This window comes from Leptolyngbya sp. Cla-17 (assembly GCF_016807185.1).
In the GTDB taxonomy this organism is placed as follows: domain Bacteria; phylum Cyanobacteriota; class Cyanobacteriia; order Leptolyngbyales; family Leptolyngbyaceae; genus ULC077BIN1.
Map to the genome: position 1 here is coordinate 300,840 of NZ_JAEVYN010000001.1, position 17,217 is coordinate 318,056.

A 17,217-nucleotide genomic window follows, 5' to 3' on the forward strand; every position below is an offset into this window, starting at 1 on the left:
TAAGATTAGTTCTTTCTTGACTTTTACTATCTCTTCAGTTAAGAATTTTCAACTGTGGCAATATTTCAAGTTTTGTTTTCGTTCTGAAGCGCAGTTTTTTGTCGTAGGTACGGGAATCACGTATGTTTTCGTCTGTTTGAGATAAACAGACGAGCTATTTCCCTGTGTTAGAATCAACTCTACCCGGCAATGCAGCAGGCGACACAGGAATTAAACCATGTTTGAACGCTTCACAGAAAAAGCCATCAAAGTGATCATGCTTGCCCAGGAGGAAGCGCGCCGCCTGGGGCATAATTTTGTGGGTACAGAGCAGATCCTCCTAGGTCTGATTGGAGAAGGGACCGGCGTTGCCGCCAAAGTACTGAAATCTATGGGTGTCAATCTTAAAGACGCTCGGATAGAAGTTGAAAAGATTATTGGCCGAGGCTCGGGTTTTGTTGCTGTAGAAATTCCTTTCACTCCCAGAGCGAAACGGGTTCTAGAGCTATCACTAGAAGAAGCTCGCCAACTTGGGCATAACTACATTGGGACAGAGCATCTTCTCCTAGGTTTGATTCGGGAAGGAGAAGGGGTTGCTGCCAGAGTACTAGAGAATTTGGGTGTTGACCTGTCGAAGGTACGCACTCAAGTCATTCGGATGTTAGGGGAAACTGCGGAGGTCACCTCCGGTGGTTCTCAAGGGCGCACCAAAACTCCAACCCTGGATGAGTTTGGTTCTAACCTAACTCAGCTTGCCGCAGAAGGAAAGCTTGATCCAGTAGTAGGTCGCCAAAAAGAAATTGAGCGGGTGATCCAAATCTTGGGTCGCCGGACTAAAAATAACCCAGTGTTGATCGGTGAACCTGGAGTAGGTAAAACTGCGATCGCCGAAGGACTAGCCCAGCGTATCGCTAATGATGATATCCCCGATATTCTTGAAGATAAGCGCGTTGTTACCCTAGACATCGGCTTGTTGGTCGCTGGAACAAAGTACCGCGGCGAATTTGAAGAACGACTGAAGAAAATCATGGATGAGATCCGCTCCGCCGGAAACGTCATCCTGGTGATTGATGAAGTTCACACCCTCATTGGTGCAGGGGCAGCGGAAGGCGCGATCGATGCAGCAAACATCCTTAAGCCAGCTTTGGCGCGGGGTGAACTGCAATGTATCGGTGCCACCACTCTGGATGAATACCGCAAACACATTGAGCGAGATGCGGCGCTAGAGCGGCGCTTCCAGCCCGTTATGGTGGGCGAACCCTCGGTGGACGAAACCATTGAGATTCTCCGAGGTTTACGAGAACGCTACGAGCAGCACCACAAGCTCAAAATTTCTGACTTAGCTCTCGAAGCAGCAGCTAAACTATCAGACCGCTATATTTCGGATCGATTCCTGCCCGATAAAGCCATTGACTTAGTTGATGAAGCAGGCTCTCGCGTCCGACTGATGAACTCTCAGTTGCCTCCTGCTGCGAAAGAGCTAGATAAGGAACTGCGCCAAGTCTTAAAAGATAAGGATGATGCAGTCCGTTCTCAGAACTTTGATAAGGCTGGTCAACTGCGTGATCGCGAAATGGAGATCAAAGCCGAAATCCGAGCGATCGCTCAAACCAAGAAAGCTGAATCGGCGGGCGAAGGCGGTGAAATGCCCGTCGTTGGCGAAGAAGATATCGCTCAAATTGTGGCTTCTTGGACGGGTGTTCCAGTCAACAAGCTAACGGAATCAGAATCCGAAAAGCTTCTGCACATGGAAGACACACTGCACCAGCGCTTGATTGGTCAAGAAGAAGCTGTCAAAGCGGTGTCTCGCGCCATCCGGCGTGCCCGTGTCGGTTTGAAGAATCCTAACCGACCGATCGCTAGCTTTATCTTCTCTGGACCAACTGGGGTTGGTAAAACTGAGTTAACGAAGGCATTAGCGACCTACTTCTTCGGAGCCGAAGAAGCGATGATCCGCCTGGATATGTCGGAATATATGGAGCGCCATACTGTCTCTAAACTGATCGGATCGCCTCCAGGGTATGTCGGCTATAACGAAGGCGGTCAGCTAACAGAAGCGGTACGTCGTCGTCCTTATACGGTAGTGCTGTTTGACGAAATTGAGAAGGCTCACCCTGATGTCTTCAACATGCTGCTGCAAATCTTGGAAGATGGTCGTCTGACCGATGCCAAAGGACGCACAGTAGATTTCAAGAACACGCTCTTGATCATGACTTCTAACATTGGCTCCAAGGTCATTGAAAAAGGTGGCGGCGGCTTGGGCTTTGAATTCTCTACAGGTGATGTGGCTGAATCTCAATACAACCGCATTCGCTCTTTGGTCAATGAAGAACTGAAGCAGTATTTCCGCCCAGAGTTCTTGAACCGTTTGGATGAAATCATCGTCTTCCGTCAGTTGAAGGAAGAAGAGATCAAGGAAATTGCCGACATCATGCTCAAAGACATCTTCAACCGATTGCAAGAGCAAGGCATTACCTTAGAAGTCACTGAAAAGTTCAAGGATCGATTGGTCAAGGAAGGCTATAATCCCGCATACGGTGCGCGTCCATTGCGTCGTGCCATCATGCGCCTCCTGGAAGATTCCCTTGCAGAAGAAATCCTTTCGGGCCGCATTAAAGACGGTCATACCGCCATCATGGATGTAGATGAGGAAGGACAAGTAAGAGTCCTTATGGGTGAACAGCGCGAACTCTTGCCCCAAGCGGTTGAGTAGTTTTTCAGTCTAGCTGGTTAATTGAAGAGGTAGGAATAATATTCCTACCTCTTTTTTGTGTGGCACTCAACGTTCGCCATGCAGAACACAGCCTATAGGGCAAATTCGATAACTTGCCGCGATCGCAAAACTCAACGAGCTTTTCCATTGAGCGAATTGTGGCTTACTCAATCAAAAGTTGCTGGATTTCTTAGATCAGGATTATCAACATATTTGGTATGAAACAGATTTTAGAGAAGCAAATTACTCATCATCGTGAGCAAAGCGGTTATAGAGGTAATCCAGAATGTAGTTGCGCAGCTTATAGAATTCAGGATCTTCCATAATTCGATCGCGATCGCGCGGTCGGGGAAACGGAATATCAACGATCTCTCCAATTTTTGCCGCAGGACCATTGGTCATCATCACTAGGCGATCAGCTAGAAAGAGTGCTTCATCAATGTCGTGGGTAATCATCAACACAGTACATCGGTGATCATTCCAAATCTTTAGCAACTCGATCTGCAACTCCTCTTTGGTAATCGCATCTAGCGCACCAAACGGCTCATCCAGAATCAACACTTCTGGACGAATGGATAATGCACGGGCGATCGATACCCGTTGGCGCATTCCACCCGATAGTTGACCGGGTTGTTTATCGGCAGCTTCGGTCAGTCCAACCATTGCCAAATGTTCTTGGACAATCTGTTTTTTCTCCGCTTCAGATTTTTCGGGATGGACCGAATCCACGGCTAGATAAACATTTTCGTAGGCAGTTAGCCAGGGTAACAACGCATAGCCCTGGAAGACCATCATGCGATCGGGACCCGGTTTAGTAATCCGTTTTCCCTGTAAGGTCACAAGTCCATCTGTTGGCTGCGAGAACCCAGCGACCATATTCAATAAGGTGGATTTGCCACAACCTGAATGACCAATGACGCAGACAAATTCACCTTTTTGAACTTGTAAATTGACTCCCTCAAGGACCACGTAGTCGCCCTTGGGAGTTGGATAGATTTTGGAAACATTGTCAATGACGAGAAAGGGGTTCTGATGGGTGGTTTGGGACTGAGTATTGAATTGTGTGGTTAGAGTCTGCATGGTTAAAAATGATGAATGATAGGGATCGTGTTGCTTAAAGCCGCCACTGTCGTCGTTCCCCTAGATCAAGGAGAGTGCAGGAAGTTTTCTATTTCCCGTTTGATATCAATCACGCAAGTAATATCAATCACGCAGGTAAGGGCACTTCTGCCATGTAGATGTCATGCTTGATCTTTAGATTATTGAGATAGGCGATTGGGTCATCTGCATTGAATGTCGTGCCATCAAACAGTTGAATTGGACCTCGGCTATAGGTAATCTCAGTCAAGCCTAGCTCCCGTGCAGCGGTACTAAAGGCACTGACACGGCAAACTCGCTCTAGAATCTCAACCCAATTACGGGGAAAGGGAATATCTCCCCAGCGTGCCATTTGCGTCATCATCCACAGATGCTCTGTTCGGCTGGGACGATTGACACCCTGACCATAGAATTGATGATGAGCGTACTCTTTGGGTGAGGGATGCAGACTGCATATTTGGGAATTGGGGTCGCCCAAGTAGATATATTGCAGATCCGTTCCTAGGTATTCGCGACGAGAGAGAATCTCACGTATCTCTTCATGATTCGCCTCATCGGTGCAATATCGACAAGCTTCTAGAAGTGCTTTCACCAGAGCAATGTGAGTGTTGGGATATGCCAAAGCCCATTCCTCTCGCACACCCAACACTTTACCGGGGTGCCCATCCCACACTTCCAAATCAGTGGCGATCGTATAGCCAATGTTCTCAACGGCTGCTCGCACATTCCAGGGTTCGCCGACACAAAAGCCATCAATATTGCCCGCTTGCAAGTTGGCGATCATCTGGGCAGGAGGAATCGTATCGAGTTGAACATCGTGGTCTGGATCAATCCCCCCGGCTGCCAACCAATAGCGCAATAGCAGATTATGCATTGAAGCTGGGTGAACTACTCCAAACACATGCTGTTTTGCTTGGGTGTCTAGCAACATTCGCTTTAGGTCGGGCAAGCTATGAATTCCCTGGTCATAGAAACGTTTGTCGAGGGTGACGGCATTACCGTTGCGAGTCAGGGTCAATGCGCTAACGGTGGGCAAAGAACGCCCATCCATTCCTCCCAAGGTTAACCAGATCGGCATTCCAGAAGGCATTTGGGCAGCATCTAGATAATTCCCAGCAATGCCATCTTGAATTCCGCGCCAACTGGATTCGCGCACTAAGTTGACTTCATCTAAGCCATGATGGGCAAAAAAGCCTTTCTCTTTGGCAACGGCGAGAGGAGCGCAAGCTGTGAGGGGCACAAAGCCAATTTCTAGATTAACTTTCTCTAACCCGTGCCGGGCGATCGCTCCTGTTTTGCGCGATCGCAGTTTTTTAATCCGCTTTTGTTGATTCAGGAAATAGATAATCTCACTCCGCATTGAGTAGTAGCTAGGGTGATTGATCACTTCTAATCGTTTGCGGGGACGAGGGATATCGACCTCCAGGATTTGCCCGATTTTCGATTCAGGACCATTCGTCAACATGACCACGCGATCGCTGAGTAACAAGGCCTCATCCACATCATGAGTCACCATCACCGCTGTCACCTTGTTTTCATCGCAAATTTGCATCAGGCGTTCTTGCAAATTGCCGCGAGTCAGGGCATCCAATGCGCCAAACGGTTCATCGAGTAACAGTAACTTGGGACGGATTGCCAGGGCTCGAGCGATCGCCACTCGCTGTTTCATCCCCCCCGATAATTGACCCGGTGGCTTATCGGCAGCATGTTGCAAGCCCACTAAATGAATGTGATGTTCGATAATGTCGCGGCGTTCTGAAGCCGATAAGTAGGACAAAACCTCATCGACTGCCAGGGCAATGTTTTCTCGTACTGTCAACCAGGGCAACAGCGAATAGTTTTGAAACACTACCATCTTGTCGGGTCCCGGTCGGCGAACCGTTTCGCCATCTAGCATCACAACGCCTTCGGTAGGCAGATCCAAGCCCGCAATCATGTTTAGCAGAGTCGATTTACCACAGCCAGAGTGACCAATCAGTGAAATAAATTCGCCCTCGCGGATATTTAGATCAATCCCTTTCAACGCGATATAGCGATCGCCATTGGCTAGAGGAAAGACCTTCTCAATATTTTCAACAGCAACAAAGGATGTCATAGGAAATGGGGAGTAAGGAATGGGTGTAACGGGAATGGGTAGCGGGGTGGATGAGTATTCGCAGCAATTAAAGATGTGGGACTCATCCAATCAGAGATTTCTCGACTCATCGACTTAAAGTTACTTTTGTCCTTCTGGCAAAATCACTGTTTGCAGCCAAGCTAAGGACTTGTCGAGGATCAATCCCACCATGCCGATGTAAAACAGGGACAAGATAATTTCGCTCACCTGACCATTTTGGTAAGCATTCCAGATAAAGGAGCCGATGCCAATCACACCCGACATGACGATTTCAGCGGCAATAATGGCTAACCATGCTAGCCCAATCGAGATTCGTAGTCCGGTAAAAATGTAGGGTAATGCTGCGGGAATGAGTACCTTAAAGAAATACTTTTTCTGCGATAGCTGCAACACCCGCGCCACGTTGTTATAGTCTTGCGGAATTTGGCGCACTCCAACGGCAGTATTAATTAGGATGGGCCATACTGCTGTTATAAAGATTACAAATAGGGCAGCAGGCTGGTTTTGCTGTAAAGCGGCAAGGGCGATCGGCACCCAGGCTAGAGGCGGCACTGTTCGCAGCAGTTGAAAGATTGGATCGAGAGCTTTGGATAGAGTGTTGTTGAGTCCGACCAGAACCCCGACACTGATGCCGATGATCGCCGCAAAGACATAGCCGATCGCCACCCGTTGTAAACTGGCAGCCACCTGCCAGAACAATCCCTTATCCGTACCGCCTCTGTCATAGAAGGGATAGAGGATCAATATCCATGTGTCTTGCACCACTCGAATCGGACCGGGTAGTGCTGCTCCTGGAAGCAACGAGAACAGCTGCCAGATGGTGAGAAAGATGATGATCGCGACCGTGGGTGGGATTAAATCTTTGAGTCGTTCTTTCAACTTCAAACGTGTCAAAAATGGAGAGTCAAATACGGTTGCAGTAGGTTGTTTACGGGCGATCGTCATGGGTGTCTCCTTATTCCTCATATGTCACTCTAGTTAAAGTAAAATCCAGGCAAAACGCTGAAAGACTTTCACCGACCGCTGTCTGATATCCCTCTTGAATCACTTTCGGAAAAGCAAATTTAATCAAAAATGCTGAAGATTCTATACGGCTTGAGTCTTAGCATACGCAGCTTATTTCCGATATTTCAAAACATTTGACAATGAAGCGTATATACCAGACAGCAGTCGGTGAAAGACTTTCAGCGTTTTGCCTGGATTTTACTTTAACTAGAGTGACATATGAGGGTTATAGCTGTCGCCGGGTGTGTTAGGACAGATTGGTGATGAACATCAACACCCGTGAGCTTTGTGAATTGACCCTTGTCCTAAGTCTTCCGTCCGTTGCTATAAAATTAGTGATGAATGTAATACGGCTATCTTCGGATTGAGCGAGGGACTGAAGCCCCTTGCTCACCGATTGGTGCGTCAATTCTGTCTAAACTCGCTTAATTTTCAAGCTGTTTAAATAGGCTTGGGGATTTTCTGGGTCAAACTTAGCGCCATCAAAGAATGTTTCAACCCCACGAGACGTACTGGTTGGAATATCCGCCGCTGCAACGCCCAGTTCCTTCGCGGCTTCCCGCCAAATATCTTCCCGGTTCACCTGTTTGATCCAATCTTTCGCTTTGGACAGCGTATCTTTTGGCAAAAAGCCCCACCGAACACTTTCAGTCAAGAACCACAAATCATGGCTCTGGTAAGGATAGGACACACTGCCCTTCTCATCCTTCCAATACAGCACCGCCATTGACTTATCATCAATCGATCGCTCACCCATGTTATATTTGCCCATCAATGGATCGATCAAGACACTTTCCGGCAACCCAAAGTATTCACGCTTAGCCAGAATCCCCGCTAACTCCTTGCGATTGTCAAAGTTGTCGCACCACTGTTGAGCTTCCATCACCGCCTTCAGGATCGCTTTGGTCGCCTTGGGATATTTGTCTACCCAGTCTTTGCGAATTGCCAGATATTCTTCAGGATGATTCTTCCAAATTTCCGCCGTGAGTGTTGAGATGAAGCCAATCTTATCGGATACGATCCGGTTGGGCCAAGGATCGCCAGTGCTGAAGGCATCCATCGCGTTTGCCTTCATATCGGCAACTGTTTGAGCCGTGGGCACTGTCAACAATTCAACTTCTTTGTCGGGGTCAATACCATTTCCGGCGAGCCAATAGCGCAACCAAAAGTCTTGATTTGCTTTAGGAAAGGTGTATGCTGCTTTGAATTTTGCTCCGTCTGACTTCAAGTTATCAAAGAAGGCAACTTGTTCGGACATTTTAGTAGATAAGCCTTTACCGAGATGCTTGCTGGCGATCGCAATCCCATTTCCGTGAGTATTCAACTGCGCCAGCACATACATCGGCACTTTTGCCTCATCAGTAATAATGCCTTCCGAAATCAGGTAAGGCATCGGCATTTGCCACTGTCCGCCGTCAATTCCGCCGCCAGCCGACCCAATTTTCACATTGTCCCGCGCTGCTCCCCAGTTTGCCTGTTTGTCGATCTGCACATCGGGCATCCCGTGTTTGGCAAACAGCCCTTTCTCCTTGGCAATAATCAAGGGTGCTGCTTCCACAATCGGCAGATAACCCAGCTTGACTGTTTTTACTTCCGGCATCATTTCCGGTTTTATATCTACAACTGGAGCGGCAACCGGGGAACTTTGACTGGAAGTGGTGTCTGGCGGGTTGCCTAAACAGCCCTTTAGTAGCACAGTTCCAGACGATGCAGCAGCGATCGTCATGAATCGACGACGAGAAACATTTGAAAAAATAGGCATTCTATCTCCTAATATCCCAACGTAGGTTGTTAAAAATGTGCGATGGATAGGTCAGTTGTCTAACTTCAAAAAATCAGGCTCAAATACCCTCATGAGATGGCGCAGATCCTCTAGTCCTCAATAAAGACAAAACGGGAAATAACCAACTCTCAAAACATTGAAGTTATCAACTTATTCCATTGAAAGAAATCTATCTATTCTTGATTAGAGATAACCAAAAATCTATCTTGAAAATACTTTAGCGGCATACGACGCAAAAAACAATTAGAAAATGTATATAAAGTCACTATGACAAAGCTAAAGATTTACTTATGTTTGCTTTCTCAGAATTTCTTAAGGCTGTTGAGTTAGCGATCGCGTCTCAATGAATGAAGTTCGGACAATAGACAGGAGAAAGCCAAGTGGATTTAACCCCAATTCCTGTAGAAAGCTTCGCTAACGTTTCACGAATCCGTGATTCTATTGATAGACTAAGGAAGCCTTTTCGACTGGAAACTACGTTTTATGCAAAAGCGTCTTGTGTATGACAGCACGCATGTGATGCGCCGTGCCGATGAACTCATTGGAGCAGCATCGAATCGCTATCGCATTACAGTTCAGGTTGCCAATCGTGCTAAGAGACGACGCTTTGAAGATTTTGACAATAACGATGATCCTTCAATGAAGCCGGTGCTGCGGGCGATTATCGAAATGTCTGATGAGCTGACTCAGCCTGAAATCATTGGTGAGTAGGGGCGGCGCTTCGATTAAGGGTTGACTGACTATGCCAAAGCTTCATTGTTTAGCTGCGATCGCTCACAGTTTAGTGATCGCAGCAGGAGTCATGATCATGAGTGGAGATGGAGCTGTAGGATGGCACTCCTCTTCTGCGATCGCTCAGTCAATTGTGCGCTCGGAGGGAGTGTGGCGAACTGTTTACGAGCAGCTTCCAGACTTTCCGCGAGAAAACCAATATATCAGCAAAGAAACTGGTAAAGCCGCCACTGAAGACACGCTGGTGAGTCGGCTGATTCGCTATCATCTTTATGTCAAAGGGCGACCTGCGTTTTACCGCCTGGATTGGAAGCTGACCCTTGCCGATTATCTCGGTCTGACAGGAGCGCTGGAAGTGGGCGAATATCCTGGGGCTAATAAGCTTAAAAAAAATCCCGTTGAAGGAGATGTAGCCGCCATTCGCAAGCTAAATCGCGCTCAACGGGATGCCTTAGTGCAAGCATTAGTGAATGGGTTCTCGACCCAATCTAGGCGATCGCCCCTCCCCGCACCTTCATCTAACTAGCAGTCTGACGACCTATCAATATATTGTTTGACACTCAACAGCTTGCCTTGCCCTGTTCCTCTTCACCTCTTATCTTGTGGCTCGACTGCTTAAAACTGGTATTGGCTGGCGAGTTGGTTGGGATGCAGACGCAGACGCCTTTCAAGGGTTGGTTGGTGCAGATGATTGGGCACTAGAACTAACCAATGCTGAACTTGAAGAGTTTGCTCGATTGCTCAATCAACTGGTTAGCGCGATCGCCCAAATGCAATCTGAGTTAATGGATGAAGAAGCGATCGCCTGCGAAGTAGAGAGCGATCTGCTTTGGCTAGAAGCCACTGGCTATCCTCAGGCCTACAGCTTACATCTGATGCTGCTTACCGGGCGGCGTGGTGAAGGACATTGGACTGCCAATGTGGTGCCAGAACTGATTCAAGCGATGCGATCGCTGAAAGTGTTTTAAGCCAGCAGACCTTAGATTCAAGAATGCTCTGATTTTATTTAGAAAAAATTTAATATTTGGTAGCAATGATTCAATGCAGGGCAATCTAACAAAAGGTTGTTTCAGCTTCGCGGCTGCACAAACATTGCCAATCTAAATACTACTAAATTGAATTGAAGGGAATCTACCATCATGCCAAAAGCGACCATTAATGCGGATACTTTTCTCAAAAAGCGCGTTTTATCTGCAAATGATTTGCCTGATGCCGATAAGATTTTTATGGAAAAAGGCAAAACCTTTAGCGTTAGCGAGTTTAGTTCAGACCGCAACCAACATATCCGCCTGATGTTGGCCTCTCCACTCACAGCAAAAGACGGTAAGACAAAGCTCCAAGAAGTATATGTTTATGATCCTCACATTGCTGTTGAAGGGGAAGACGCTAAGCAGGTCATTAAACTGGATGTTTCTTACTATTCTCAGCTAAACAATGACCCCGCAGTCTTTGGTCCCGGCTGGCGGCAGTGCAACACCACCAGCAACACCATGCTGGCAGATTTTTTGCTAAAAGGGGATCTCTCCAAACAAGCCAAGCAACAAGGGTTTCCTGAGCCAGAATCCGTTTATATGCGAATAGTCAATAAGTATGGCGATACCATCGACCACGATGCTCAAACTAAAGCCCTCAAAGACCTCGGCATTGAATCCTATTTCACCTACAAACTTTCTGGAAAAGATGTGTTGCGATCTTTGAAAGCAGGTATTCCAGTAGTGGCTGGGGTCGCTTACAAAGGGTCTGGTCATGTCCTTGTCATTGTCGGGCATGATCCAATCAATAAGGTTTGGCTGATGCATGACCCCTATGGCACCCGCCATGGATATAGCGACTCCTATGATGTGGGCTTCGGCGGCAAATATGATGCCTACACTTACTCCACGATGCAAATGATTTTTTGGGATCAGGGCAGTGAAGCGGGTTGGGGAAGAATCGTCACGAGCATCAAAGGCAAGCCTACCGGGTTACCTTTGGGATTGTAGAAAAATGTGGGGTGTGGACTTCGGCGTGAGCGCTCACTCGAACGAGTGCAGAGTTTTGAGTTCGGTGTGAATAATCTGACTTTGCACTCATCGCCCTATCACCATTCAACAGTTAGGAAAACGGGAGGCGGATAGCTTCCAACCTCAGGGTTCGTTCGGCTTGCGCGATCGCCTGATAGGTCGTTTCTACAGATTCTGGGGCAACTGAAATCGATGTGATGCCCCAGCGAATCAGGTCAGGAATGAGTTCTGGGTAGCTGACAGGCGCTTCGCCACAAATCGAACAGGGAATATTATTTTCTTGAGCTTGACGAATGAGTTGGGCGATCGCTCGTTTTGCAGCCGGATGCCGTTCATCAATTTTCACTCCAGCTTGAGGCTGATTGCGATCGAGATTGAAGAGAAGCTGAGTTAAATCATTAGTGCCCAGAGAAATTCCCTGCACTCCAGCTTTGACATAATCGGGTAACAGAAATAATACAGAAGGCACTTCCGCCATAATCCAAAGCTGAAAAGCAGGATGCTGAGTTAGACCAGCCTGCTCCACTCGTTTGCGGCAAAATTCAAACTCCTCAACTGTCCGCACAAACGGCAGTAATAGACATAGATTAGTTGCCCCCGCCTGTTGCATCTGCGCTAGGGCTGCCAGTTCTAAATCAAATAAAGCAGGATTGACCTGATAGCTACGAGTTCCGCGAAGCCCCCATTCGGGCTGAGAACTAGAACTTACGGATGTCAAAGGACGAAATTCTTGAGGGCGCAAATCGAGAGAACGATAAAAAATAGGGCGCGGACTGATTGCTTGCGCCAGGGGAAGCAGACTTTTCGTGAAGCCTGCAATCAACTCAGTGCTAGTGTGTTTCTGAAGCCAGGTAGCCGGATGTTTTGTTCCTAAAATTAAGGGTGCCAAAAGTTCTGCTCGAATCAGTCCAATTCCATCAATCGGCAATGTCATCAATGTCTCTAAAGGCTCTAGATGGCTCAGGTTCACCATCAATTGAGTGTAAATCGCAGGGCGAACCGTTTCAGAATCTATTGAGTGAGCCAGACTTTGGCTGGCTGCTCTATCAGCAAAAGAGGCGGGATGGGCTTTGAACGACTGGGGAACCCGGTAGACCTGACCGCGATCGCCATCTACCCAAAGGAAGTCTCCAGCCTGAATCTTATTCGTTGCATGCAGCGCACCAACGACTGCTGGAATGCTCAAAGCTCTTGCCACAATCGCGCTATGGCTAGTTAGGCTACCCTGCTCCATCACAATCGCGGCAGCATTTTTCAATAGCGGCAACCACTCCAGCGGCAGGGTTTTAGTCACAATAATGGAGCCTGTTGGCAACTCTGAAGGAAGGTCATCCTCTACCTGCAAAATCCAGGCTGGCGCGATCGCGTGCCCCAGTGAAGCCGCAGTGCCCGCTGCCACTAGCAATGCTTCTGACATTAGTGCCTGAGTAGATTCACGATCAGACAATGCCTTTGCCACCGATGAAGATTGGACATTTGACGGCACGGGCGTAGATTTAAGCGGAATCACCTGAGTAAACTCCAAGATTGGCGTTCCATTGTGATGATGCAACACCCACTCAAGTTCAACTGGTGCCCCCACCTCTGTTAGCACCTGCTGTCCCAATGTAGCTAGATGAATGATTTGTTCTTCCTCTAAAGCAAAGCTCTCCTGTTGAGCAACATCCAAAATCTGAATTTGCAGGGGTTGTGCATTGGAGGTTGGCGCGATCGTTCTATAAGCAACAGTTCTAATCCCCAACTTTTTTCCAGTAACAATTCTCTCTAACGCTTGAACGTGATAGGTGTCAGGAACAACTTCTCCTCGGGCGATCGCCATCCCCAAACCTGGTGTTGCCTGAATTTCTACATGGTTATCCACTAAACGAACCGTTCCTGCCGCGATCGCCGCTGAGATTGGTTGAATCAAAGTGGATAACTGAATTTGGTGCAGTGGAATCCCCAATCGTTGCCAATAGAACAGACTTTTAGCCCCAAAAAAATCTGCCCACAAGTGTTGTATTGCCCGCTCTAACGCCGCGTCTTCTAATTTACATATTTGACTGATCATCAGCGCAGAGGTTCTCAAAAACGGCTCTAAATTCGCTTTAGCCGAATCAGACCGCTTGCCAGATACAAACCCTAACGAAGGACGCACAATCAACGTTGCTGGGTGCCAATGACCTGTAATTTCTACTATTGACTGCTTTAACTCAGGCGGCAGTGAAGTTGCCAAAATTGCACGGCGCAAATGTTGAGCGATCGCCTGCAACTGCTGCCAATCTTCGATATTCAACCGCAGCCATGAGTTCGGTATATCTTCAAACAGCGGGTCAGACCAGTTTACCTGTGCCAAAAATTCCTGAAAAATCGTTGCAGGAATCACGACTCCAGGCACAACGGGATGCCCTTTTTGCAGCAGTTGACCTAAATAAAACGCCTTTTGCCCCACCAGCGCCATCTGGTCAGGTTGAACCTGGTCAAGCCGACACAGTGTGTTCACAAGATAAAAAAGTTACACCTCCCTTGATAGTAAAAGACAGAACCCATTTGGTTACTTATTCCGTAGAAAAAATGAAGATGGAAGTCGGGATTCAGAGATTAGGGGTGAGTAAATTTAGCGCTCCGCCCTCTAAACTCTTTTTTGTTCTCTCTCCTTTTCCTAGGGGCACTCTTGAGGAGACGTTGTTCATTCAGCGGAATGACATGAATCCAGCCTGGAAGTTAAATCAGCTATTAGGGCTATTTCTAGAGTCGCCCTGTCCTCTTTGTCAGCGATCGCAAGCTCAAGCTTTGTGTGTGTCTTGTCAGCGACAGATTCAGCGATATCGTTGTAGCTCGGCTGATGCATGGCAACTGGGGTCGCTATCCGTCTTTGCCTGGGGTGGATATAGTGGCGCGTTGAAGCGGGCGATCGCGGCGCTGAAATATGAAGGGAACCCTCATCTTGCAGAGATTTTGGGGACGTGGATGGCGGAATCATGGCGATCGGTGAATCCATCTACGAATGGCGTGGTTGTGCCCATTCCTATGCATCCCAGCAAGAAACGACAGCGTGGCTTCAATCAGGCAGAATTGCTGGCGCAACACTTTTGCCACATAACCCAGTTACCGATCGCGGTCAATGGATTGAAACGCGATCGCGCTACAGAAGCCCAGTTCAAACTATCCAGTGCAGAACGGGAGCATAACCTGGCAGAGGCGTTTAGTGTCGGCAAACCCTTTTTACAAAAGCCACCTTCTCGCCCGGTGTGGCTACTGGATGACATTTACACAACTGGGGCAACTGCTAGTTCAGCAGCACAAACTTTGAGACAGCATGGAATTCGCGTTCAAGGAATAATTGTCTTAGCGCGGACAGAGGCAGGGATGAAGAGCGGGAAGTGCGAGGAAGCGTTTTGAGTATTTGCATTCGCCATTCGTCACTCTTTATTCGTCAGTCTCTCCGCCCCTGGTCATTGAAGTGTTCAATCCATTTTCTAAAGCAAAGCGCACGAGTTCCGTACGGCTGTTGGTGCTTGTTTTAACAAAGAGGCGGCTAACGTATTTTTCGACGTTACGGACACTGGTTTCTAGACGGCGAGCAATTTCCTTATTCATTAAGCCATCGACTACTAAGTCCAGCACACTTTGTTCGCGTGGAGTGAAATCAAGTTTTATCGGATTAGACGATTGGGCGATCGCACCTCGTTGAGTCAACATGCTTTTGATATCGGCAATTTGTCGCGCTAAATCAGCGATGTTATGACCTTCCCCATCACCGGTCGCGACCCGTGCGGCGGATTGTTTCAATAAATTAGTCACGATCGCAACTAATTCATCTGGATCAAAAGGCTTCGGCAGATAGGCATCACAGCCGGCGGTATATCCCTGAATGCGATCGCTGGTCATTCCCCTTGCTGTCAAAAATACTACAGGCAGCCCCTTAAATTGAGGCTCTTCTCGCAACTGCTTTAGAAACTGGTAGCCGTCTACTTGGGGCATCATGATATCGGTAATGACCAAATCGGGTAACTTTTGTCGTGCTAACTCCAGTCCTTCCCGCGCATTACTCGCAACATCAACCGTAAACCCACTATCTTCCAAGTAAGCTTGCACCGCTTCGCGCAACCCTGGTTCATCATCTACCAATAACAGTTGACCTGCCATTCAATTCTGTTTCTCCTACCCGCATTTGCTTCATTGTATCGGACACATCTCACCCCGCTAAATTTCTAAGAGAAAAGCATCCAGTAGATTTGAATCTCAAAACTCAAACCCTCCCGAACACTTCGTTCAGCAACATAAGGTCACCAAGCGCTACTTAATCGGTTATTTTTGCTAGTGGCACACGCCATTCCTTGACCATTCCAGTTGCTTTGAGCAAACTGGTTTTACAGGATTATGCACTCCAGTCTTCCAAGGTTCTCACTATGCTCCAAGTTACCCAAGCTCCAACAGGTCCCGTTTTGGCTCAACAGCGATTCTCGATTTTGGGTGTCGCTTCTGTCGCTGATGCAGGCAAGACGCTTTCATTAGTGGTGGATGACCAATTTCGTACGACTGGTCCTGTGATCAAGCCTGATGGGACTTGGCAGGTAGATTTTTTGTTTCAAGCGGCTGGCAATCGTCGCCTCAGAGTTGAACTGGAAGATGACAGCACAACGGTTGTGGTGCAAGTTGTCGCAACGCTACCCCAAGCTCAACAGCTTCGATTTACTCAGATACCGGCTCGTCTGCCAGCGTTGCAGTCTGCCACGGTTGAGGGCACGGCTGATAATTTTGCAGAGGGCACCCAATTAATCTTGCGGTCAGACCGAAAGTTTGAATTGGCACGTCCGACGGTATTGGCAGGCAAATGGCGATCGACGATTGGGTTCAATCAGGCTGGCAAGCGGGTAATTGAAATTTTAAGCACAGATGGAAAGATTCGAGCGGAAACTGAAATTGACGTGGTTGACGCAAAGCCCCGTCCGCCACGCCTCGGTTTTACTAACCCGCCGCAGCGAGTGCAGGCAGAAACCATCGTTACCCTGTCGGGAATTGCAGAGAATTATAGTGATGACGATCAACTGGTGTTGCGGGTAGATCAAAAGTCAGAGTTGGCGCGCCCACAAGTTGTCGATGGCAAATGGCAGGCAAGAACCTTGTTTCGTCAGGCAGGAAATCGCTTAATTGAAATTATTGGCTCTGAGCAAGATCGCGCGCAGATCATCATTGCAGTGCAAGCTCCAGCTACTAGTACATTTAAGGTGCTGTCACGTGGCACCTGGACGAATAACCCAACACCAGCAGATTTGCCCAACCTCACACCCAAACGAATCACGATACATCACACAGCGCTTAGCGGACAGGCTGCAATTAATGGCACTCAAACGCAAGAGGCAGCCCGAATGAGACTTATTTACAATGGGCATGTGAATGGTAATAGCTGGGCAGATATTGGCTATCACTTCATCATCATGCCGAGTGGACGGGTTTACGAAGGGCGATCAGAGCGGAAACGCGGTTCTCACGATGTCGTGAATGATGGGCTAGGAATCGCATTTGATGGCGTTTATAGCACTAATACCATTAGTCAGCAGCAGTATCAGGCGGCAGTGGCATTATGCACAGTACTTAGCAAACGCTATGGCTTTAAGAACACGGTGACTCCAGTGCCAACCCCAACAGCAGATTTTGGCACGCGCAATCTGCCGCTAATCTGTGGGCACCGCGATCGCGTATCGACTGCATGCCCTGGCAGTGAAGGCGGTAAAACGGTTCGCTTGGGAGAGATTCGCACCGCAGTGAATGCTCAACTGTAATCCGCGATCGCGCTACCCATCCT

General features: G+C 48.0%; 13 protein-coding genes. 7 read left to right on the forward strand and 6 right to left on the reverse strand.

Annotated elements, in window-relative coordinates; all coding sequences use genetic code 11:
* Positions 1-217: 217 nt before the first annotated feature.
* On the forward strand, positions 218-2,692 hold the full coding sequence (locus JOY44_RS01530; protein WP_171572009.1) for an ATP-dependent Clp protease ATP-binding subunit: 2,475 nt from the start codon (positions 218-220) through the stop codon (positions 2,690-2,692).
* 243 nt (positions 2,693-2,935) lie between these two features.
* On the opposite strand, the gene JOY44_RS01535 is transcribed toward JOY44_RS01530, so the two are convergent.
* The 4 genes from JOY44_RS01535 to JOY44_RS01550 all read right to left on the reverse strand — a co-directional run bounded on the left by JOY44_RS01535 (position 2,936) and on the right by JOY44_RS01550 (position 8,673).
* Entirely contained in the window at positions 2,936-3,772 is an 837-nt protein-coding gene (locus tag JOY44_RS01535) for a nitrate ABC transporter ATP-binding protein (RefSeq protein ID WP_171572010.1), read from the reverse strand.
* A 127-nt stretch (positions 3,773-3,899) separates the two neighbouring features.
* Positions 3,900-5,885 (reverse strand): nitrate ABC transporter ATP-binding protein, encoded by a 1,986-nt coding sequence (locus JOY44_RS01540; protein ID WP_171572011.1) that lies wholly within the window; start codon positions 5,883-5,885, stop codon positions 3,900-3,902.
* 120 nt (positions 5,886-6,005) lie between these two features.
* Positions 6,006-6,872 (reverse strand): nitrate ABC transporter permease, encoded by an 867-nt coding sequence (gene ntrB, locus JOY44_RS01545; protein WP_197984876.1) that lies wholly within the window; start codon positions 6,870-6,872, stop codon positions 6,006-6,008.
* A 454-nt stretch (positions 6,873-7,326) separates the two neighbouring features.
* Positions 7,327-8,673: a CmpA/NrtA family ABC transporter substrate-binding protein gene (locus JOY44_RS01550; RefSeq protein ID WP_171572012.1), complete on the reverse strand. Its 1,347-nt coding sequence runs from the start codon at positions 8,671-8,673 to the stop codon at positions 7,327-7,329.
* Positions 8,674-9,177: 504 nt separating this feature from the next.
* Between JOY44_RS01550 and JOY44_RS01555 the strand changes: the two genes are divergently transcribed.
* The 4 genes from JOY44_RS01555 (at position 9,178) to JOY44_RS01570 (ending at position 11,408) form a co-directional block, all read left to right on the forward strand.
* Positions 9,178-9,405, forward strand: a complete 228-nt coding sequence (locus tag JOY44_RS01555; RefSeq protein ID WP_171572013.1) for a DNA-directed RNA polymerase subunit omega — start codon at positions 9,178-9,180, stop codon at positions 9,403-9,405.
* Between the two features lie 31 nt (positions 9,406-9,436).
* Entirely contained in the window at positions 9,437-9,952 is a 516-nt protein-coding gene (locus JOY44_RS01560) for a hypothetical protein (protein WP_171572014.1), read from the forward strand.
* Between the two features lie 76 nt (positions 9,953-10,028).
* The gene (locus JOY44_RS01565; RefSeq protein ID WP_171572015.1) at positions 10,029-10,394 is read left to right on the forward strand and encodes a DUF1818 family protein; all 366 of its coding nucleotides are present in this window, start codon (positions 10,029-10,031) and stop codon (positions 10,392-10,394) included.
* 171 nt (positions 10,395-10,565) lie between these two features.
* Positions 10,566-11,408, forward strand: a complete 843-nt coding sequence (locus JOY44_RS01570; protein WP_171572016.1) for a C39 family peptidase — start codon at positions 10,566-10,568, stop codon at positions 11,406-11,408.
* A 112-nt stretch (positions 11,409-11,520) separates the two neighbouring features.
* Here the strand turns inward: JOY44_RS01570 and JOY44_RS01575 are convergent, their stop codons facing one another.
* Entirely contained in the window at positions 11,521-13,911 is a 2,391-nt protein-coding gene (locus tag JOY44_RS01575; RefSeq protein ID WP_171572017.1) for a putative PEP-binding protein, read from the reverse strand.
* Between the two features lie 77 nt (positions 13,912-13,988).
* On the opposite strand from JOY44_RS01575, the gene JOY44_RS01580 reads away from it, so the two are divergent.
* Entirely contained in the window at positions 13,989-14,810 is an 822-nt protein-coding gene (locus JOY44_RS01580) for a ComF family protein (protein ID WP_242541704.1), read from the forward strand.
* Positions 14,811-14,837: 27 nt separating this feature from the next.
* Here the strand turns inward: JOY44_RS01580 and JOY44_RS01585 are convergent, their stop codons facing one another.
* Positions 14,838-15,557 carry a response regulator transcription factor gene (locus JOY44_RS01585; RefSeq protein WP_171572018.1) on the reverse strand — a complete coding sequence of 240 codons (720 nt, stop codon included), beginning with the start codon at positions 15,555-15,557 and terminating at the stop codon, positions 14,838-14,840.
* Positions 15,558-15,820: 263 nt separating this feature from the next.
* Between JOY44_RS01585 and JOY44_RS01590 the strand changes: the two genes are divergently transcribed.
* Positions 15,821-17,194, forward strand: a complete 1,374-nt coding sequence (locus tag JOY44_RS01590; RefSeq protein ID WP_203031910.1) for a peptidoglycan recognition family protein — start codon at positions 15,821-15,823, stop codon at positions 17,192-17,194.
* Positions 17,195-17,217: the final 23 nt, after the last annotated feature.

Bases quoted from the DNA above. Each gene is read 5' to 3' on its own strand.
- JOY44_RS01530 (WP_171572009.1), top strand. From the start codon at position 218: ATGTTTGAACGCTTCACAGAAAAAGCCATCAAAGTGATCATGCTTGCC.
- JOY44_RS01535 (WP_171572010.1), bottom strand. From the start codon at position 3,772: ATGCAGACTCTAACCACACAATTCAATACTCAGTCCCAAACCACCCAT.
- JOY44_RS01540 (WP_171572011.1), bottom strand. From the start codon at position 5,885: ATGACATCCTTTGTTGCTGTTGAAAATATTGAGAAGGTCTTTCCTCTA.
- ntrB (WP_197984876.1), bottom strand. From the start codon at position 6,872: ATGAGGAATAAGGAGACACCCATGACGATCGCCCGTAAACAACCTACT.
- JOY44_RS01550 (WP_171572012.1), bottom strand. From the start codon at position 8,673: ATGCCTATTTTTTCAAATGTTTCTCGTCGTCGATTCATGACGATCGCT.
- JOY44_RS01555 (WP_171572013.1), top strand. From the start codon at position 9,178: ATGCAAAAGCGTCTTGTGTATGACAGCACGCATGTGATGCGCCGTGCC.
- JOY44_RS01560 (WP_171572014.1), top strand. From the start codon at position 9,437: ATGCCAAAGCTTCATTGTTTAGCTGCGATCGCTCACAGTTTAGTGATC.
- JOY44_RS01570 (WP_171572016.1), top strand. From the start codon at position 10,566: ATGCCAAAAGCGACCATTAATGCGGATACTTTTCTCAAAAAGCGCGTT.
- JOY44_RS01580 (WP_242541704.1), top strand. From the start codon at position 13,989: ATGGAAGTCGGGATTCAGAGATTAGGGGTGAGTAAATTTAGCGCTCCG.
- JOY44_RS01585 (WP_171572018.1), bottom strand. From the start codon at position 15,557: ATGGCAGGTCAACTGTTATTGGTAGATGATGAACCAGGGTTGCGCGAA.
- JOY44_RS01590 (WP_203031910.1), top strand. From the start codon at position 15,821: ATGCTCCAAGTTACCCAAGCTCCAACAGGTCCCGTTTTGGCTCAACAG.